The following is a 17495-nucleotide window of genomic DNA, read 5'->3' as shown; positions in this document are numbered from 1 at the left end:
TCGTTGGTGGACCATGAGGTCCATGATTCATGAGTCCGTGCGCGTGACTTCCGCGAGGCCTCGAAGATGAAGGTAAGCGCCATACAGCGCATGCTCGGTGCCAAACGCGCCGGCTTTAGTGACGACCGTAAGATGCTCATGTCCATGCGGACGCGCTACCGCCACACCCGGCTCGATTTCCGAGAGCAAGCGAAGGCTTTCGATCCCAACCGCACCGAGCATGGCGCGCGCGGTCTCGCCGCCGGTGACGATCAGGCCGCCGAGATGCTCAAAGCACGGAGCGACGAGTGCCGCGAGCGCCGCGGACAATTGGGCGCCTTCGGCCGGATCAAACGCGTCGTCGCGGCCAATTCGCGCCAGCAGATCGGTGCGGCCAGCGAGGTATCCGGCAATGCGGCTCTGCCACGCTGCCCACTGCGGGTGGAGCGCGCCATCGCGCAACACCGCGGGCGGCACGATCACCTCGTCGACACCCGCGCGTTCGCGCAGCATCGCACACTGTTGCGCGGACACCGCCGACAGGCTGCCGACCAGAATCAGCACGGCCCCATCACGAGTGTGCGTGGTGGGGTGCGCTTCGGTATCGTCAACGGGTACAGCGGAGAAGAGCTCGTCCAATGCAGCAAGCTCACGCGCAAGACCACCTGAGCCAACCCAGAAGCACGGCGCTTCCAGCGCGAGCGTCGCTTGTGCAAGCGCTCTCAGGTCCGCTTCGGTGTGCGCGTCGACGATCAGCGCCTTCGTGCCGCTCTGCGCCACACTGGCGATCGCAGCACGCAAGGACTCCTGCTCACCGCGTAGCGCATCGACGCCCAGCAATGCGGTAGTGAGGCCAGCCGACTCCAGCATCGCCCATAGATCGGCCGACTGGCCGGCGTGCTCGAGTTTCCAGGTCTCAGTGTCGCCGAGCGGCACGCCGCGCACGAACACTCTGCCGCCGTCTACCGTACGGCCGGTGGCCGGAAAAGCGGGCGCCACGATCGCGAGACCGGCGAGCGGCTGCAAGGCCGCGACTTCGGCAGCCCAGTTGCCGCGCAAGGTGGAGTCGATCTTCTTGTACAAACGGCGCCCCGGCGCGCGCTGCGCCTGCCAGGCCGCACCGGCGCAACGCGCGGCCTCGGCTGGCGGCATCCTGCGCGTGTCGGTATCCACGGCGACCACGTCCGCGCCGCTCATCGCGCGCGTGGCCGTCAGCGTGACAGCAGTGTGCCTTCCTGCGCCCGCAAAGGCGATCGCGCAGTCCGCGGCGCCGGACAGGTCATCAGCAAGAATCAGAAGACTCGTATGACTCACCGCCTGGCTCCTGCTGTCGAATGGTTCGTGTCCTTGCTCTCAATCGTGCCCTTGGCTACCCGCTTTGCTACGCGCTTTGCGACGGCCGCGGTCAGGATCGGCGAGAGGATCGCCGTCACCACCACGCAGGCGGCCACCAGCAGCGTCGCGCTTTTCGCAGCCTCCGCATAGACCGGATTGGCCGCGGCGATCAAGGCCGGCACCGCCGCCCCATTGCCGGCCGTATTCGCAGCGGCGACGCCTGCCACCCCGGTGCCGCCTGTCAGGCGATCAGTCAGGTACAGCGGAATACCCGTTACGACCACTACGGCGACACCCAGACCAATGCCCAGCAAACCGGCCTGCCAGACCTTGTGCAGATCGAGACTGGCGCCGAGTGCGAGCGCAAAGAACGGAATCATGACCGGCACCGCACGCCCGAGAAATTCGCGCATTTCGCGGTCGAGATTGCCGAGCAGCATGCCCGCCACGAGCGGCAGGATGCTGCCCACCAGCGTTTGCCATGGAAACGCCGAGAGTCCCGCCACGCCCAGGGTGACCATGGTGAGGAACGGCCCCGATTCGAGCGACATGATGGTGTACGCGCCCACGTCTTCAGATTTGCCATATTGACCCATTAGCGCCATATAGAGGCCGCCGTTCGTGTCGTTCATTGCCGCCACCACGGCAAGCGTCGACATGCCGGCGAACAGTCCGGACGGCACCGGCTGCTCGCCGAGGAAATGCCCCAGTACCATACCTACCACGATCGCCGACCCCACCTTCGCCACAAATAGCGCACCGCCCTTCTTGAGCAGGTATGGTGTGGCCTTGATGTCGATCGCCGCGCCCATGCAGACGTAGAACACTGCAAGGATAGGCAACGCGCCGGTAAACAAGGCACTGGTGAACGAGCCGAAGAACTTCGGCATGCCTGGAAGAAAGGTCGCGACGACTGCGCCGAGCAGCAGTGGGACGATCATCATTCCGCCGGGGACGCGTTCAATTGCGCGCTTGATAGGTATCTGGGCCATGGGTGTCTCCTGTCCGTGTTTGACCGATTCAATCATTTATTTTGACTACATCGATCAGTCAGAGTGTACGGCACAGCTCCATCGTCTGCAATCCGGATGCAAATAACCCTTCAATCCAGTAAGATTTTGCTGATGCACCCGCATGGCCGGGCAAAGACTAGAATGACCGAATCGATCATTTTTGTGGCGAAGACATGAAAGTTACCAACCGCCGCGAGGCGATGCTGCAGGCTGTCCTGTCCGGCATGACCGATGTCGGCGCGCTGTGCGAACACTTCGGGATGTCCGAAGCAACGGTACGGCGCGACCTGCGCGCACTTGCAGAAGAGCGGCGCATCGTGCGCACGTACGGTGGCGCTGCCGCTTCGATCGGCATGCACGAGCCGGAGGAATCGCTCGACAGCCGGCGCGAAAGTTTTCGCGAGCAAAAGGCTGCGATCGCCCAGCTCGCAGCGAACCACGTTCACGACGGCGACACGATTTTTCTCGACGGCGGCACCACCACCGCTGAAGTGGCGCGACTGCTGGCCGGCCGCCGCAGCATCCGCGTCGTCACCAATAACCTGCTGGCAGTCAACCTGCTGGCGGCAAGCGAGGTGCCTGTCACGCTGATAGGCGGCGATCTGCGTCCCACCAGCATGAGCACGCTGGGGCCGCTTGCGCAGCTCGCCTTGAGCCGCGTCTCGGTAGACAAGGCGTTTCTCGGGGCCGACGGCGTCGTCGCCGGTCGCGGACTGTGTGAGGCGAGCGCCGAGCAGGCTTATCTGAAGGAGTGCATCATCAGGCAGGCTGCCCATGTCTTCGTGCTGGTGACGTCGAACAAACTGGACCGCGCGAACCAGCAGCACTGGACTCCCCTCGAGCGCGACTGGACGCTCGTCACCGATGCCCGGCCCGACGCGCCGGTGTTGGAACAGTTCGCGTTGCGCGGCGAAGTGACTATCGAAACAGCGGCACCGCAAAAAGGCTAAGCGTTTTCTTGCCGTTTCGTGCATGACTGTTTTGCGAAAACCGTCTCTTATATAACGCCTTCTCGCCCGGTACTCTGCGTCGGCTCTCCGGCGCGCAGGGGGAAAGGTGCTGGTCTGCGCCGGTCATCGCGGCATTTTTGCGCGACAGGCCGGCGAGAGCAATGGCCCGGTTAGCGGCGTTCAGAAACCTGCAATGCGTTTTTGACGTTCAGCAGAATTCCCGGGCCTTGTGTACATTCGCGCTTTAGGTTTCATTGCGCAAGCGCTTAATAAATTGCAAACCACCTCTACGTTTTTCCAAGTCCTGGAATTGTCATGCTCGGCCTAGTCCGCATTGCCCTTAGGCGACCCTACACTTTCGTCGTACTCGCGATCTTTATCCTGATCATCGGTCCGTTGTCGGCCGTCAAGACGCCGACCGACATCTTCCCCGACATCAGGATTCCGGTCATCAGCGTGGTGTGGCAATACACGGGCCTGCCGCCGGACCAGATGGTCGGCCGCATCACCTCGCCATTCGAGCGCACGTTGACGACCACCGTGAACGACGTCCAGCACATCGAGGCGGAATCGGTCGCAGGCTTCGGGATCATCAAGATATTCTTCCAGCCGGGCGTCAATATCAGTACGGCCAATGCGCAGGTGACCGCGGTTGCGCAAACGCAGTTGCGGCAGTTGCCGCCAGGCACCACGCCGCCGCTGATCCTGAACTACAACGCCTCGACGGTGCCGATCATCCAGCTCGCGCTGTCGGGTAAAGGACTGACCGAACAGAATCTCGGCGACCTCGGTTTGAACGCAGTGCGCCCGGTGCTCACTACCGTCGCAGGGGCCGCCATCCCCTACCCGTTCGGCGGCAAGACACGTGAAGTGCAGATCGACGTCGACCCGGCCGCGATGCAGGCGCGCGGCCTGTCTGCCCAGGACGTGGCCAATGCACTGGCTGGCCAGAATCTGATCACGCCGGTCGGTACGGAGAAAATCGGCGACTACGAATACACGCTGCAACTGAACGACGCGCCGTCGCAGATCAAGGCCCTGGGCGATCTGCCGATCAAGGCCGTCAACGGTACGACCGTCTATATACGCGATGTGGCGAACGTGCGCGACGGCAGCCCACCGCAGACCAATATCGTGCACGTAAACGGCAAACGTTCGGTGCTGATGTCGGTGCTCAAGAACGGCTCGGTGTCGACGCTGGGGATCATCTCCGGCATCAAGGCACAGGTCGCCGCAGGCAAGGCCTCGTGGCCCGACAACCTGCAGATCGATGCGATCGGCGACCAGTCGATCTTCGTGCGCGCCGCTATCAGCGGCGTGGCGCGCGAAGGCGTGATTGCCGCCGTGCTGACGAGCCTGATGATTCTGCTGTTTCTCGGCAGCTGGCGCTCGACGATCATCATCGCCACCTCGATTCCGCTCGCCATTCTCGGTTCCATCGCCACCCTGTCCGCGCTCGGCGAGACGCTGAACATCATGACGCTAGGCGGCCTCGCACTCGCGGTGGGGATTCTCGTCGACGATGCGACCGTTACCATTGAAAACATCAACTGGCACCTCGAGCATGGCAAAGAGGTGGAGACCGCGATTCTCGACGGCGCCGCGCAGATCGTGACGCCCGCGTTCGTCTCGCTGCTCTGTATCTGCATTGTGTTCGTGCCGATGTTCTTCCTCGATGGTGTCGCACGCTTCCTGTTCGTGCCGATGGCCGAAGCGGTGATCTTCGCGATGATCTCGTCGTTCATCCTGTCGAGAACGCTGGTGCCGACCATGGCCAAGTACCTGCTCAAGCAGCACGTGCAAGGCGAACATGGCCATGAGGCGAAGAGTCCGGGTCCGCTCGGACGTTTCCAGCGCGGCTTCGAAGCGCGCTTCGAAAAGGTGCGTTCCGGTTATCACGGCCTGCTCGAACTCGCGCTGAACCATCGGCGTCCGTTCGTCATCGGCTTCCTCGGCTTTGTGCTGGTGTCGTTCGCGCTGGTGCCGTTTCTCGGCCGCAATTTTTTCCCGTCGGTGGATGCCGGACAGATCCTCATGCACGTGCGCGCGCCGGTCGGGGTTCGGGTCGAAAAGACTGCGCAGATCTTTGCCAATGTCGAAGGGGCCGTCCGCCAGATCATTCCGCCGGCTGACCTCGGCGCGGTCGTCGACAACATGGGCCTGCCGGTGAGCGGTATCAATACTGCGTACAACAACACCGGCACGGTCGGCTCGCAGGACGGCGATATCCAGATCGCGCTCAACGAAGGCCACGCGCCGACCGCCGAGTACGTCCGCCTCATGCGCGAGCGCTTGCCGCGCGAATTTCCCGGCGTGACGTTCTCGTTCCCGCCGGCCGACATCATCAGCCAGATTCTGAACTTCGGCTCGCCCGCACCTATCGATCTGCAGGTCCGAGGCAATAACCTGGACGCCAACTTCGCGTACGCGGACCATCTGCTGCGCCTCGTGCGTGACGTGCCGGGCGTGGTCGATGCACGTATTGCGCAGTCGCATGCCAATCCGACCTTCAATGTCGACGTCGACCGTACGCGCGCGCAACTGGTCGGTATCAGCGAGAGCGACGTGACCAACAGCATGGTGGTGAACCTTGCCGGTTCGAGCCAGGTCGCGCCGACGTTCTGGTTGAACAACGCGAACGGGATTTCGTATCCGATCGTGATGCAGACGCCGCAATACAGCCTCGATTCGCTTGCCGCGCTGCAAAACCTGCCGATCACCGCGCGCGGCGGCAGCACCTCGCAGATCCTCGGCGGCCTGGCGACGGTGCAACGCACCAGCACCAACGAAGTGGTCAGCCAGTACAACATCCAGCCGATGGTCGAGATCTTCGCGACCACCCAGGACCGCGATCTCGGCGCCGTGGCGGCCGACATCCAGAAGATCGTGCACGACAACGCCAGCACCTTGCCCAAAGGCTCGTCGGTCGCGTTGCTCGGTCAGGTGCAGACCATGAACAGCGCCTTCACCGGCATGCTGTTCGGGCTGCTGGGTGCGGTGGTGCTGATTTATCTGCTGATCGTCATCAACTTCCAGTCGTGGGCCGACCCGTTCGTGATCGTCACGGCATTGCCGGCCGCACTGGCCGGCATTGTCTGGATGCTGTTTGCGACCCACACCACGCTCTCGGTGCCCGCGCTAACCGGCGCCATCATGTGTATGGGGGTGGCGACAGCCAACTCGATCCTCGTGGTCAGTTTCTGCCGCGAACGTCTCGCCGAGCACGGCGATCCGTTCAAGGCCGCGCTCGAAGCGGGCTTCACGCGTTTCCGTCCGGTGCTGATGACCGCACTGTCGATGATCATCGGCATGGCGCCGATGGCACTCGCACTCGGCGAAGGCGGCGAACAGAACGCACCGCTTGGCCGCGCCGTGATCGGTGGGCTGCTGTTCGCTACCACCGCATCGCTGTTCCTCGTCCCCGTCATTTTTTGTATCGTGCACGCGCGCCCAGGGCGTGCGTCCAACCCGGCACCCGCCTCGGGAGATCCTGCTCATGTCGTCTGATTCCGCTTTCCCCGTTAATCCGCCCTCGCGCCGTCCGCTGCGCATAGCCGGCGTGGTCGCGCTGCTGGTTGCGCTCGGCATTGTCGCCGCCGGTCTCGTGCTGAGAGCCGACGACGCTCACAAGCTGAAGACTTGGACCGATGCCCAGGCCGTACCGAGCGTGAGCGTCATCCAGCCGATCCGCGATGCCAACGGTCCGTCGCTGCAACTGCCCTCGCGCCTCGAAGCGTTTACCCGGGCGCCGATTTTCGCGCAGGTAAGCGGGTATCTGAAATCGTGGAATGTGGATATCGGCACACGCGTCAAAGCTGGCCAGCAACTGGCCGAAATCGAAACGCCCGAACTCGATCAGCAGTTGCTGCAGGCGCGCGCGGATCTGCAGAGCGCGCAGGCGAATGCCGTAGTCGCCGGCACTACTGCAAAGCGCTGGGAAGCACTGCGCGGAACGGATTCGGTTGCGCAGCAGGACGTCGATCAACGCACGGCCGACTACACCGCGAAGGCCGCGATTGTCGCCGCGGCGAAGGCCAACGTCGATCGCCTCGTCGCCACCAAGGCCTTCGCGCGCATCGTGGCGCCGTTCGACGGCGTGGTGACCGCGCGCGATACTGACGTCGGCGCACTGATCAATGCAGGCAGCGGCGGCGTAGGCCAGGAGCTGTTCGAGGTTTCCGAAGTCAAGCAGTTGCGCGTGTACGTGCAGGTGCCGCAGAACTATGCACCGGCCATCCACAACGGCACCACCGCAACGCTGACCGTTCCCGAGTATCCGGACCAGCAGTTCACCGCGCACGTGATCGCCGCGGCGGACTCGGTCAACTCGAATTCCGGCACGACGCTGGTTCAGCTGCTGGTGGACAATGCCGACGGCAAGCTGCTGCCGGGCGGCTTCGCCAGCCTCAAGTTCACCTTGCCGGTTGCCTCGGACGCGGTACGCGTGCCGGCCAGCGCAGTGGTCTTCGACAGCCGCGGCGTGGTGATCGCCACGCTCGACCAGGACAATCACGTGCACTTCAAGCCGGTAAAGATCGCCCGCGATCTGGGCGACTCCGTGGAAATCGGTTCGGGTCTCGCTGCGACCGATCGCATCATCGATACCCCGCCCGACGGCCTCAGCGACGGCGACAGCGTGCAGGTCGTAACGGTTGCGGACAAGAAGGCGGCAGCACATGGTTAAGGTTCGACGCAGCGTCCGGCTTCCCGCGCTTCCTCCAATGCGTCTTCCGGCGGTACTGGCGAGCGTCGCCGCGCTCGCCGCCTGCTCGCTCGCGCCGAAGTACGATGTTCCAGCCACCCCGGTCGCCGCGCAGTACAAGACGTATGGCCCCTGGACGAGTGCGCAGCCCGCCGACCAGATAGACCGCAACGGCTGGTGGAAGATGTACGGCGACACGCAGCTCGACGATCTGGAAACGCGCCTGCTCGCCAACAACACGGATTTGCGCGCGGCCTACGCACACTACGCGCAGGCGCAGGCATTCGTGGCGCAAGTCGAGTCCGGGCTGTACCCGACCGTTAGCGCGAACGCCGTACCGCTGCGCGAACGCCAGTCCGACACCGCGCCGTTGCGCGGCAACGGGCCCGCCGACTACAACTCCGTGACGCTCGGTGCGCAGGTCAACTACAACCTCGATCTGTGGGGCCGCGTGCGCGACTCCGTGCTGGCCGGCAAGGACGAGGCGCAAGCAACCAAGGCCGATCTGGCGTCGGTGAAGCTGAGCCTCGAGGTCGAACTGGCGGACAGCTATATCCGCCTGCGTGGTCTCGACCAGCAAACCGATCTGCTGAACGCGACCGAGACGGCCTTCGCGAAGGCCCTGCAACTCACGCAGACCCTGCATAGCCACGGCATCGTCTCGGGTCTCGACGTTTCGCGCGCGCAGACGCAGTTGTCCTCGGCACAGTCGCAGTTGTCGCAGAACCTTGCGCAGCGTGCGCTGATGGAGCATGCGATCGCGGTGCTGGTGGGCACCTCCGCGGCCGAATTCAGCCTGCCGCAACAGACCGCCGCCATCGCATTGCCGGCGATTCCGACCGACCTGCCCTCCACGCTGCTGCAACGGCGCCCTGACGTAGCCGCTGCGGAACGCCGGGTCGCCGAAGCCAACGCAAAAATTGGCGTGGCGCGTGCCGCTTACTTCCCGAACATCGGGCTGACCTTGCAAGGCGGTGTGCAAAGCGCCGCCTACTCGGGACTGGTTAGTGCACCGAATCTGTTCTGGGCCATCGGACCGCAGCTCGTGCAATACGTCTTCGACGGCGGCTTGCGCCGTGCGCAACTGGATGCCGCCAAGGCAGCCACCGAAGAGGCCGGCGACCGTTATCGCGGCGTGGTGCTGACCGCCTTCCAGCAGGTCGAGGACAACCTGGCGCTGCTGTCGTATCTGGGAACGGCGCTTGGCCAGCAACGGGACGCCGCGGCCGCCGCGCAGACCTCAGTGGACCTCGCGCTGCAACAGTACAAACAGGGCACCGTGGGCTACCTCGACGTGGTGCAGGCGCAGACGGTTCAGCTCGACGCACAGCGCAGCGTGCTCGACATCCAGACGCGCCAGCTAAGCGCCAACGTGCAACTGCTCGATGCGCTCGGCGGCGGGTGGTCGAGCGATGAACTCGCTCAGGTGGCGGCTACGCCGGAACTCGTCGCAACGACAGGGCAACCCGGCAAAACGCAGTAAAAACAGCGGACCAATGGCAGCCCCTTGCTGCTCCGATGCCGCGTCGCCCGCTGTGATCAGCCCCGATCCTGCTCGATAGCCTGCGCTTCAGCAGCCAGGCTGTCGATCAGCGTCGCGATCGGCTGCCGGTTCATCGCCGCCAGCCTGACGAGAATGCCGATCTCGCGCGCGAGCGGCCTGCCCGGCAGGGGGATCACCATGATCCCCGCGGTGTGCGCCACGGGCACCAGTTCGCCCGGAATGATCGAACATCCCAATCCTTCGCTCACCATCTTCAGGATTGCGGCCGGTTCATCCACTTCCATGCTGTCCATAGTCCACAAACCTTGACGCTTCAGAAACTGGTCCACCAGATGGCCGCCGTGCGAACGGCGGTCATAGCGGATGAAGGGCCGTTCGCGAAAGAGCTTGGCCAGGTCCTCCGGCGAGCCTTCTGGCGCCACGCCCACGTAGCGTTCCTGTATCAACGGAAGCCACTTCAGGTCAGCCGGCAAGCCAAGCCGGGGCTTGACCATCACCGCGACATCCAGTTCGTGCGAGTCGATCCGCGTCAGCAACTGGATCGACGTGCCGGGGATGATATTGATCTGCGCCACCGGTTGCTCCTGCCGGAAGCGCAGCAGCGCCTTCGGCAGGAAGCTGTGTTGAACCGTGGCGATCGCCCCCAGGCTGACAGGCCCTCTTCCCGCACTACGCGGGGTCTGCTTCAGGCCCTCGAACGATTCAAGAATGTGCGCCGCCTGTTCGAGCACTTCGCGGCCCTCATCGCTTAGCGTGACCGACTTGCCCGTGCGATCGAACAGCGCATAGCCCAACTCCTCCTCGAGGCGCCGGATCTGCGTGCTGACAGCCGATTGCGTCAGGCCAAGCCGGTTGCCGGCCGCCGAAAACGATTCGGTTTCCGCCGCAACGACGAAGGTTCGGAGGTAGCGAATCATGTATCGAACTTTTCCATGCTCAGGTCAAAAATTCTCCGTTTCATATCGAACTTCTAGTTGCCTATACTAACCCGGCATCGGGCCGTCCGCTATCAAGCCGACCGCTCCATCATTGCCCCTCTTTTGGAGTCGAATTTTGGATCTGGGAATTGCTGGAAAGACCGCGCTCGTGTTCGGCGCGGCAGGAGGATTGGGCAGCGACATTGCGCGAGCGCTTGCCGCTGAAGGCGCCCGTATCGCCGTCGCCGATATCAATGCAGACGCGTTGTCGCAAACCGTGGCGGACATCGAGGCGGCAGGCGCCACGGCACTGCCCCTGCAATGGGACCTGTCCGACCTGAGTGTCATCGAGAGCCGGATGCAGGCCATTGACGACACCTTTGGCGGTGTCGACATTCTCGTCAACAACACAGGCGGACCGCCGCCCACGCCAGCGGCCGGACAACCGGTGGAGTTGTGGAGCAAAAGTTTCGAATCGATGGTGCTGTCGGTGATCGCGATCACCGACAAGGTGTTGCCAGGCATGCGTCATCGCAAATGGGGGCGCGTGATCACCAGTACCTCGTCCGGCGTAGTTGCGCCGATTGCGGGGCTTGGTATTTCGAATGCGCTGCGCATGTCGCTGGTGGGCTGGTCCAAGACGCTGGCACGCGAAGTGGGCCGCGATGGCATCACCACGAACATCGTGCTGCCGGGCCGTATCGCCACACCGCGCATCACCTTCCTCGACGAGCAGAAAGCGAAGCGCGAAGGCCGCAGCGTCGACGAAGTGAGCGCCGAGAGCGTCGCAACGATCCCCGTTGGACGTTACGGCGATCCCCGCGAATATGCCGCGGTAGTGACGTTTCTCGCGAGCGTGCAAGCCGCTTACGTCACCGGTTCGGTGATTCGCGTCGATGGCGGCCTGATCGCCAGTATCTAACCCGCCTCACGAGCCTGATTACGGATTAATTTTCATGACTACCGAAACACTCCCTCTGCATCCCGACATTGCCAGCGCCCTAGCCGGCATCACCACCGCGACCCTGTCGACGGTTCTGCTGGAAAAAGGCATACGCAAGATCTGGATGCGCGGTCCCGCACCGCTGACCGGCAACCAGAAGCGCCAAGTGGGACGCGCGTTCACGCTGCGTTTCGTGCCGGCGCGCGAAGACCTCGCGACACCCGCGTCGTGGGCCTCGCCGATTTCGACACGTGCTGCCATTGAAGCGATGCCGGCGGGGTGCATTAGCGTGGTCGACGCAATGGGCGTCACGGATGCGGGAATCTTTGGCGACATCCTGTGCGCCCGGATGCACAAGCGCGGGGTCGCAGCGCTGATCACGGATGGCGTGGTGCGCGACGTGGTCGGCGTGGTCGACACTGGCCTGCCGGTCTGGTGTCGCGGCACGGCGGCCCCCGCGTCGGTGGCCGCGCTGACCTTTGTCGGCTGGCAAGACCCGGTCGCTTGCGGCGGCGTAGCGGTATTTCCCAATGACGTCGTGGTGGCCGATACCGACGGCGCCGTTCTGATTCCCGCGGCATTGCTCGAAGAAGTGGTCGAACTCGCAGCGCGTAAAGAACGCTTTGAGGAATGGGTGCTGCAAGAGGTCAACGGCGGCGCCGCACTACCCGGCCTCTATCCGCCCAACGCCGAAACGAAGGCCCGTTACGAAGCGGAAATTGCCAGATCGAGCGGACGGTGACACGCTGAGATTCGATTAATGGCGCTCTATAGGAATCCTCAATAGAGGCAATCGAAACTTCCAACTATACCTGCGCTGGGGACCTCGGAAATAATGAATCTCCCCCCGTCTCCAGCGCAAGATATCCCATGCCATGCATTACCCCCTCGAAGCGGTCCGCCCGCCCGCATGACCGGCAAGGTCACCCGCTCCGTCGCATCGCCAATGTGCTTTCGTACGCTGTCTGGCCGCATGCGGAGTCAACGCGCAAGACATCTGCAGTATCCGTTCGCGCGTTTGCTGCGATCACGCTAGTCGCAGGCCTGAATCTGCTCGGCGCCCCGCGCGCCTTCGCAGCATCTACGCCCCCTTCCGATCCCCACAGCGGCCTCGTAGCGACATGTGCCGCGTGCCACGGCGCCGCGGGAGAAGGCTCGCCGGCATCTGCAATCCCCAGACTCGCAGGACAGAACGCCGACTACATGGCGCACGCGTTAGCGATGTTCAAGGATGGCACCCGTGCAAGCCCGGTCATGCAAGCCGTCGCGCACAATCTGTCCGACAGCGACATGCACGACCTGGCCCAATACTTTGCTACACAGAAGCCACCGCTCGCGCATGCCGCGGAGCCTCCACAAGCCGCGCAGGCGGAAGCTGGACGGCAACTCGCGCAAATGGGTGGCGGCACTGGCCTCGCCGCCTGTTTCTCTTGCCACGCAGCCGGCGGAACCGGCAATGGCGCGCGCTTTCCCAGCATTGCGGGTCAGCCTGCGAGTTTCACAGTCGCGCGGTTGCATGAGTTTCAGGCGCGCGCGAAGAGCGGCGCCGTCAAGCCTGGGTCAATGACTGCGGTCGCGGCGCAATTGACTGATGCGCAGATCGAAGCCGCAGCCGCGTATCTGTCGACGCTGCCTCGTTAAGCGCAGGTCAATCGCGCAATCAATACGCGTGCAGCACATTGATGACGCGGCTCGCGAGCAGCGAGCGAGTCTTGCCCGCATATTCGGCCATGTGCGGCGCAGCTGCGTGCGCCTTCAACGCTTCGGCGCTTTCCCATCGTTCGACGACAGCAAACGTGTCGTTGCCGAGCGGTGTCTGAAATCCGCCGAAGTCGGGGACGTCGACCACCGCCTCGTAACTGATGCATCCCGCTTCCGCCAGCACCGCCGGACGGTTCGCGTTAAAGAGTGCCAGCACGGCTTCACGCTGGCCGGGGTGGGCGGTGATCGTAGCAAAGACATGGATCATGTGGGTAGTCTCCTGGAGGGTTTCGGCGCCGATCGCCGCATCAAATCATAGCCGCGATTGGCGAGATTTGCCGGCACACGTGCATCGTGCAGAGTGCCTTGGTATCGATTTGCCCCGCCCGTCTTACGCGGGACTTTTTTATGTCCGACTAGTGGTAGTCTCAATGTTGAGTCCCACTACCCTGCGCGGATCGATATGAATACACCGTGGACCACCGCCGACATTGCATCGCAGGCCGGCAAACGCATTCTCATCACTGGAGCGAACAGCGGGATCGGCTACCACGCGGCATTGATGCTGGCTCGCAAAGGTGCGCAGGTAATGCTGGCATGCCGCGACAAACAACGCGGTGAGGATGCGTTAGCCCGTCTGAACGCCGACGTACCCGGAGCGCACGCCGAACTGGCGCTTGTCGATCTCGCCAGCCTCGCGTCCGTGCATCAGTTCGCGCAGCAGGAACTCGCCGCGCAACGCCCGCTTCATATTCTCGTCAACAACGCGGGCGTCATGGCGCCGCCGAAGCGCCTCGAAACCGCCGACGGTTTCGAGCTGCAGTTTGGCACCAACGTGCTTGGCCACTTCGCGTTGACCGCGCTCCTGATGCCGGCGCTGGAACAGGCCGCGACCGGATCGTCCGAGCGGCCGCGTGTGGTCACGATCGCTTCGATCGCACACAAACAAGGCCAGATCGACTTCAATGACCTGCAATCCACGAGGCAGTATTCGCCGATGCAAGCCTACCGGCAGTCCAAGCTCGCGGATCTGATGTTTGCTTTTGAACTCGACCGTCGTTTGCGCGCAGCAAACTCGCGCGTGATGTCAGTCGCCGCTCATCCCGGCGTCGCGAAGACGAACCTGTTTCGCGGTGGCGATCGCTCCGCCATCTCGAGAGCGGCGCGAGACCTCCTGGGGGTTGCCATCGGCGCCATGTTCAACACCGATGATGCAGGCGCCCTGCCAACTCTCTATGCGGCCACCGCAGCCGATGTCCGCGACGGCGGCTACTATGGTCCGCAAGGATGGCTGGAGGCACGCGGCAGCAGCGTCGGCGAAGCGAACGTTGCCGCCCAGGCAGGCAATACCGCCAACGCCGCGCGCTTGTGGCAGGTGTGCGAGGATCTCACCCACACTCGCTTCACCCTCTAGTACCCCTACCCCAAGTCATGCCTTTGGCAGCGCATCGGCAAGGGAAATAATGCAATGGTATGGTGGTGCGTCATTCAAGACAGCACCCCGGACGCCTGACGCCAGGCGTTTTCATCAGAACCCGATGATGCGTTGGATTTGCACCGCAAATCCGCATCACTTCAATCAGTGTCCGCAAGGGACAAACAATACTATGTTGGTAGAGAGCAATCTGCCGGCGGGCATGCCCGCGCCGGAGAACGGTGATTCGTCGTCTTTACGCCAATGGCTTTCCGTCGGGGCCGTAGCGCTGGGTGCATTTGCATTCGTCACCACGGAGTTTCTGCCGGTCGGTTTATTGCCACACGTCGCCAAAGAACTGGACGTCCTGCCGGGCACCGCTGGACTGATGGTCACCGTACCTGGTGTCATTGCTGCTGTCTCCGCGCCAGGGCTCATGCTGGGAGCGGGACGTATGGACCGCCGTCATGTCTTTCTGTTGTTAACGGGACTGTTGTTGGCGTCCAATCTGTTATCGGCCTTCGCACCCAATTTCGCCGTCATGCTGATAGGTCGCGCGCTGCTGGGGGCCGCATTGGGAGGCTTCTGGACGCTGGCGATTGCCGCTGCTGGGCGGCTCGTACAGCCCAAAGATGCGGCCAGGGCAACCGCGATGATATTGACCGGCGTGACGTGCGCTACGGTGATTGGCGTGCCTCTTGGTACGTTGATCGCCGGCTTCTCATCCTGGCGCTTTTCCTTCATGGCCACCGGTGTGCTGGTTGCTGTCGCGTTCGTCGCGCAACTGTTGCTGGTACCGTCCTTGCCATCGAGTGCCGCGCTGCGGTTTGCCGACCTGGTCTCGCTGATACGGCGCCCTTATCCGCGTAGAAGCATGCTGATGGTGGCGCTCGTGTTCGGCGCTCACTTCTGTTCTTATACCTACATCACGCCGTTTCTGCTGCATAACGCCAGTTTCAGCATGTCGACCATTACCTGGTTGCTGCTGGGGTTCGGCATCATTGGCTTCTTCTCCAACTTCATCGTTTCGAGCACGGTCAACCGAAGTCTGAAGGCATCTCTCGCGACCATGGTGTCGCTGTTGATGTTCGCACTTTTGTCGATGCCTTTGCTAAGGCACTCGCAACTGGCGATCACGGTTGACGTACTCGCGTGGGGAATTTCATTCGGCGCGCTGCCGCTTTGTTTCAGCGTGTGGATTCAGCGCGCGACCCCCGATCTGCCGGAGGCGGGCTCGGCGCTATTTGTCAGCATCATTCAGGTCGCCATCGCGGTGGGTTCTCTGGTGGGTGGGACCATCGTCGACTCGGTCGGTGTCCCCGACGATTTCCTGCTTGGCAGTGCGCTCGCCCTGCTCGGTCTGGCCGCGCTTGCAAGCTTTGGGCGAAGCACCGCCGATGCCGGCAACGATTGCATCGCAAGTCAGGCGACGCCTGAATGATCCCGCATCGCTGTTCAAGGTTGATCTGAATGGCGCGAACCCCGTTACGCACAACTGTTTTGCGTAACGGGTAACTTTCGCAATGCTTCGCCAGCCCCTACTCTGCTTTGCTTTAGCGCGGTGCATGCCTGGCAATTCGGTCGGAGCATCTATACCTGTCAATGGCATTACTCGGTTCAAGGAAACAGCATGGTACGGGCTAACGGGATACTCGCGTCAGACGCAGCATCTTCGGCCATGGATGACGATTCGATATACGAAAAGGTGACGCGGCGTATCGTACCGTTGCTGTTCATGTGCTACGTGGTTGCCTATCTCGACCGCGTCAACGTCGGCTTTGCGAAGATCCAGATGCTCGCGGATCTGAAGTTTAGCGAAACGGTTTATGGGCTGGGCGCCGGAATCTTCTTCCTCGGATATTTTCTTTTCGAAGTGCCGAGCAACATACTGTTGCATCGCGTCGGGGCGCGACTCTGGATTGCGCGTGTGATGATCACCTGGTCCATCGTCTCGGCAGTGACCCTGTTCGTCAAAACGCCGACGATGTTCTACGCGCTGCGCTTCGTGTTGGGTCTCGCTGAAGCGGGGCTGTTCCCTGGCGTGATCCTGTATTTGACGTACTGGTACCCGGCGCGCCGGCGTGCAAACATTCTCGCGCTATTCATCACCGGAATTCCCATTGCTGGAGTGGTGGGTGCGCCCCTGTCCGGCTGGATCATGAATTCAGTTTCCGGCGCACACAATCTGGCCGGCTGGCAGTGGCTGTTCCTGATAGAAGCAATTCCCTCACTGGTGATGGGGATTGTCGTGCTTCTCTTTCTGGATAACAACGTCGAGAGCGCACGCTGGCTCAGCGCTAATGAAAAAGCGCTGCTTGCGCGCAACCTGGCAGACGACCGCCAGGGCGTACGGTCGCACAGGACGCGCGACGGTTTCACCAACCCGCGTGTCTGGTTGATGTGCATGCTGTATTTTTTCAACATGATGGGCCTATACGGTGTGGGTTTCTATTTGCCGACGCTGATCAGGAACACCGGCGTCAGCAATCCACTCAGTGTGGGGCTGCTTACGGCGCTGCCCTATGCCGTTGCGGTGGTTGCCATGCTGCTCGTGAGCCGCCACTCCGATGCACACCAGGAACGGCGTTGGCATATCACGATCCCGGCATTGGCAGGCACGCTAGGCTGGATCGCAAGCGCCGTATTCATGCACGAGGCAATGCTCGCCACAATCGCACTTACGGTAGCGACGGCAGCTGTGTTAGTCACCATGACACAGTTCTGGGTGCTGCCGACCGCAATGCTGACCGGTGCCGCGGCCGCTTCAGGAATCGCCGTGATCAATTCGGTGGGCAATCTTGCCGGGTTTGTCAGTCCGTACCTGATCGGCGGGATCATCGACGCGACTCATTCGACGCTACTGGCCGTGATCGCACTCGCGATCAGCATGTTTTTAGTGGGCGCCCTTGCCCTGACGCTGCCCAAGCGGATGGTCAACCGTTAAGCGCCAGAACAGATGGTTCGACGAAAACGCGTACCCCCGGGCAGCACAGTCAGCCGTGAAGCCGCTAGCAGGCACGCAGCCCACTTGACCGGC

Annotated in this window: 14 protein-coding genes; 10 read left to right on the top strand and 4 right to left on the bottom strand. The window is 62.7% G+C overall.

The annotated features are described in order from the left end of the window. Positions 1-27: 27 nt before the first annotated feature. Both BUS06_RS30640 and BUS06_RS30635 read right to left on the bottom strand, forming a co-directional pair. Entirely contained in the window at positions 28-1293 is a 1266-nt protein-coding gene (locus BUS06_RS30640) for a four-carbon acid sugar kinase family protein (protein WP_074268080.1), read from the bottom strand. Next, the gene (locus BUS06_RS30635) at positions 1290-2306 is read right to left on the bottom strand and encodes a 2-keto-3-deoxygluconate permease (RefSeq protein ID WP_074268079.1); all 1017 of its coding nucleotides are present in this window, start codon (positions 2304-2306) and stop codon (positions 1290-1292) included. Before BUS06_RS30635 ends, BUS06_RS30640 begins: the two co-directional genes overlap by 4 nt. 194 nt (positions 2307-2500) lie before the next feature. Between BUS06_RS30635 and BUS06_RS30630 the strand changes: the two genes are divergently transcribed. The 4 genes from BUS06_RS30630 to BUS06_RS30615 all read left to right on the top strand — a co-directional run bounded on the left by BUS06_RS30630 (position 2501) and on the right by BUS06_RS30615 (position 9462). After that, positions 2501-3277, top strand: coding sequence for a DeoR/GlpR family DNA-binding transcription regulator (locus tag BUS06_RS30630; RefSeq protein ID WP_074268078.1), 777 nt, complete (start codon positions 2501-2503; stop codon positions 3275-3277). Between the two features lie 315 nt (positions 3278-3592). Continuing rightward, a complete protein-coding gene (locus BUS06_RS30625) occupies positions 3593-6784 on the top strand; it encodes an efflux RND transporter permease subunit (RefSeq protein ID WP_074268077.1) in 3192 nt (1063 codons plus the stop codon). Continuing rightward, positions 6774-7961 (top strand): efflux RND transporter periplasmic adaptor subunit, encoded by a 1188-nt coding sequence (locus tag BUS06_RS30620; RefSeq protein ID WP_074268076.1) that lies wholly within the window; start codon positions 6774-6776, stop codon positions 7959-7961. Before BUS06_RS30625 ends, BUS06_RS30620 begins: the two co-directional genes overlap by 11 nt. Next, a complete protein-coding gene (locus BUS06_RS30615) occupies positions 7954-9462 on the top strand; it encodes an efflux transporter outer membrane subunit (protein WP_074268075.1) in 1509 nt (502 codons plus the stop codon). The genes BUS06_RS30620 and BUS06_RS30615 overlap by 8 nt, the downstream gene beginning before the upstream one ends. Before the next feature lie 56 nt (positions 9463-9518). Here BUS06_RS30615 and BUS06_RS30610 read toward each other — a convergent pair whose 3' ends face one another. Beyond that, positions 9519-10400: a LysR family transcriptional regulator gene (locus BUS06_RS30610; RefSeq protein ID WP_074268074.1), complete on the bottom strand. Its 882-nt coding sequence runs from the start codon at positions 10398-10400 to the stop codon at positions 9519-9521. 136 nt (positions 10401-10536) lie between these two features. Here BUS06_RS30610 and BUS06_RS30605 point away from each other — a divergent pair, with 136 nt between their 5' ends. The 3 genes from BUS06_RS30605 (at position 10537) to BUS06_RS30595 (ending at position 12984) form a co-directional block, all read left to right on the top strand. Next, complete coding sequence (locus BUS06_RS30605; RefSeq protein ID WP_074268073.1) at positions 10537-11322, top strand: SDR family oxidoreductase; 786 nt, start codon at positions 10537-10539, stop codon at positions 11320-11322. Between the two features lie 34 nt (positions 11323-11356). Then, positions 11357-12085 carry a ribonuclease activity regulator RraA gene (locus BUS06_RS30600; RefSeq protein ID WP_074268072.1) on the top strand — a complete coding sequence of 243 codons (729 nt, stop codon included), beginning with the start codon at positions 11357-11359 and terminating at the stop codon, positions 12083-12085. 128 nt (positions 12086-12213) lie between these two features. Beyond that, positions 12214-12984 carry a c-type cytochrome gene (locus tag BUS06_RS30595; RefSeq protein ID WP_083611684.1) on the top strand — a complete coding sequence of 257 codons (771 nt, stop codon included), beginning with the start codon at positions 12214-12216 and terminating at the stop codon, positions 12982-12984. A 19-nt stretch (positions 12985-13003) separates the two neighbouring features. Here BUS06_RS30595 and BUS06_RS30590 read toward each other — a convergent pair whose 3' ends face one another. Further along, the gene (locus BUS06_RS30590) at positions 13004-13312 is read right to left on the bottom strand and encodes a putative quinol monooxygenase (protein ID WP_074268071.1); all 309 of its coding nucleotides are present in this window, start codon (positions 13310-13312) and stop codon (positions 13004-13006) included. 195 nt (positions 13313-13507) lie between these two features. On the opposite strand from BUS06_RS30590, the gene BUS06_RS30585 reads away from it, so the two are divergent. The 3 genes from BUS06_RS30585 to BUS06_RS30575 all read left to right on the top strand — a co-directional run bounded on the left by BUS06_RS30585 (position 13508) and on the right by BUS06_RS30575 (position 17402). Continuing rightward, positions 13508-14458 carry an oxidoreductase gene (locus BUS06_RS30585; protein ID WP_074268070.1) on the top strand — a complete coding sequence of 317 codons (951 nt, stop codon included), beginning with the start codon at positions 13508-13510 and terminating at the stop codon, positions 14456-14458. A 193-nt stretch (positions 14459-14651) separates the two neighbouring features. Continuing rightward, positions 14652-15899, top strand: a complete 1248-nt coding sequence (locus BUS06_RS30580; protein WP_074269386.1) for an MFS transporter — start codon at positions 14652-14654, stop codon at positions 15897-15899. 237 nt (positions 15900-16136) lie between these two features. Beyond that, entirely contained in the window at positions 16137-17402 is a 1266-nt protein-coding gene (locus tag BUS06_RS30575) for an MFS transporter (protein WP_254369006.1), read from the top strand. Positions 17403-17495 lie beyond the last annotated feature (93 nt).

The sequence above is a fragment of the Paraburkholderia phenazinium genome, from assembly GCF_900141745.1.
Taxonomy (GTDB): domain Bacteria; phylum Pseudomonadota; class Gammaproteobacteria; order Burkholderiales; family Burkholderiaceae; genus Paraburkholderia; species Paraburkholderia phenazinium_B.
This window is presented reverse-complemented; position numbering and strand designations above follow the sequence as displayed.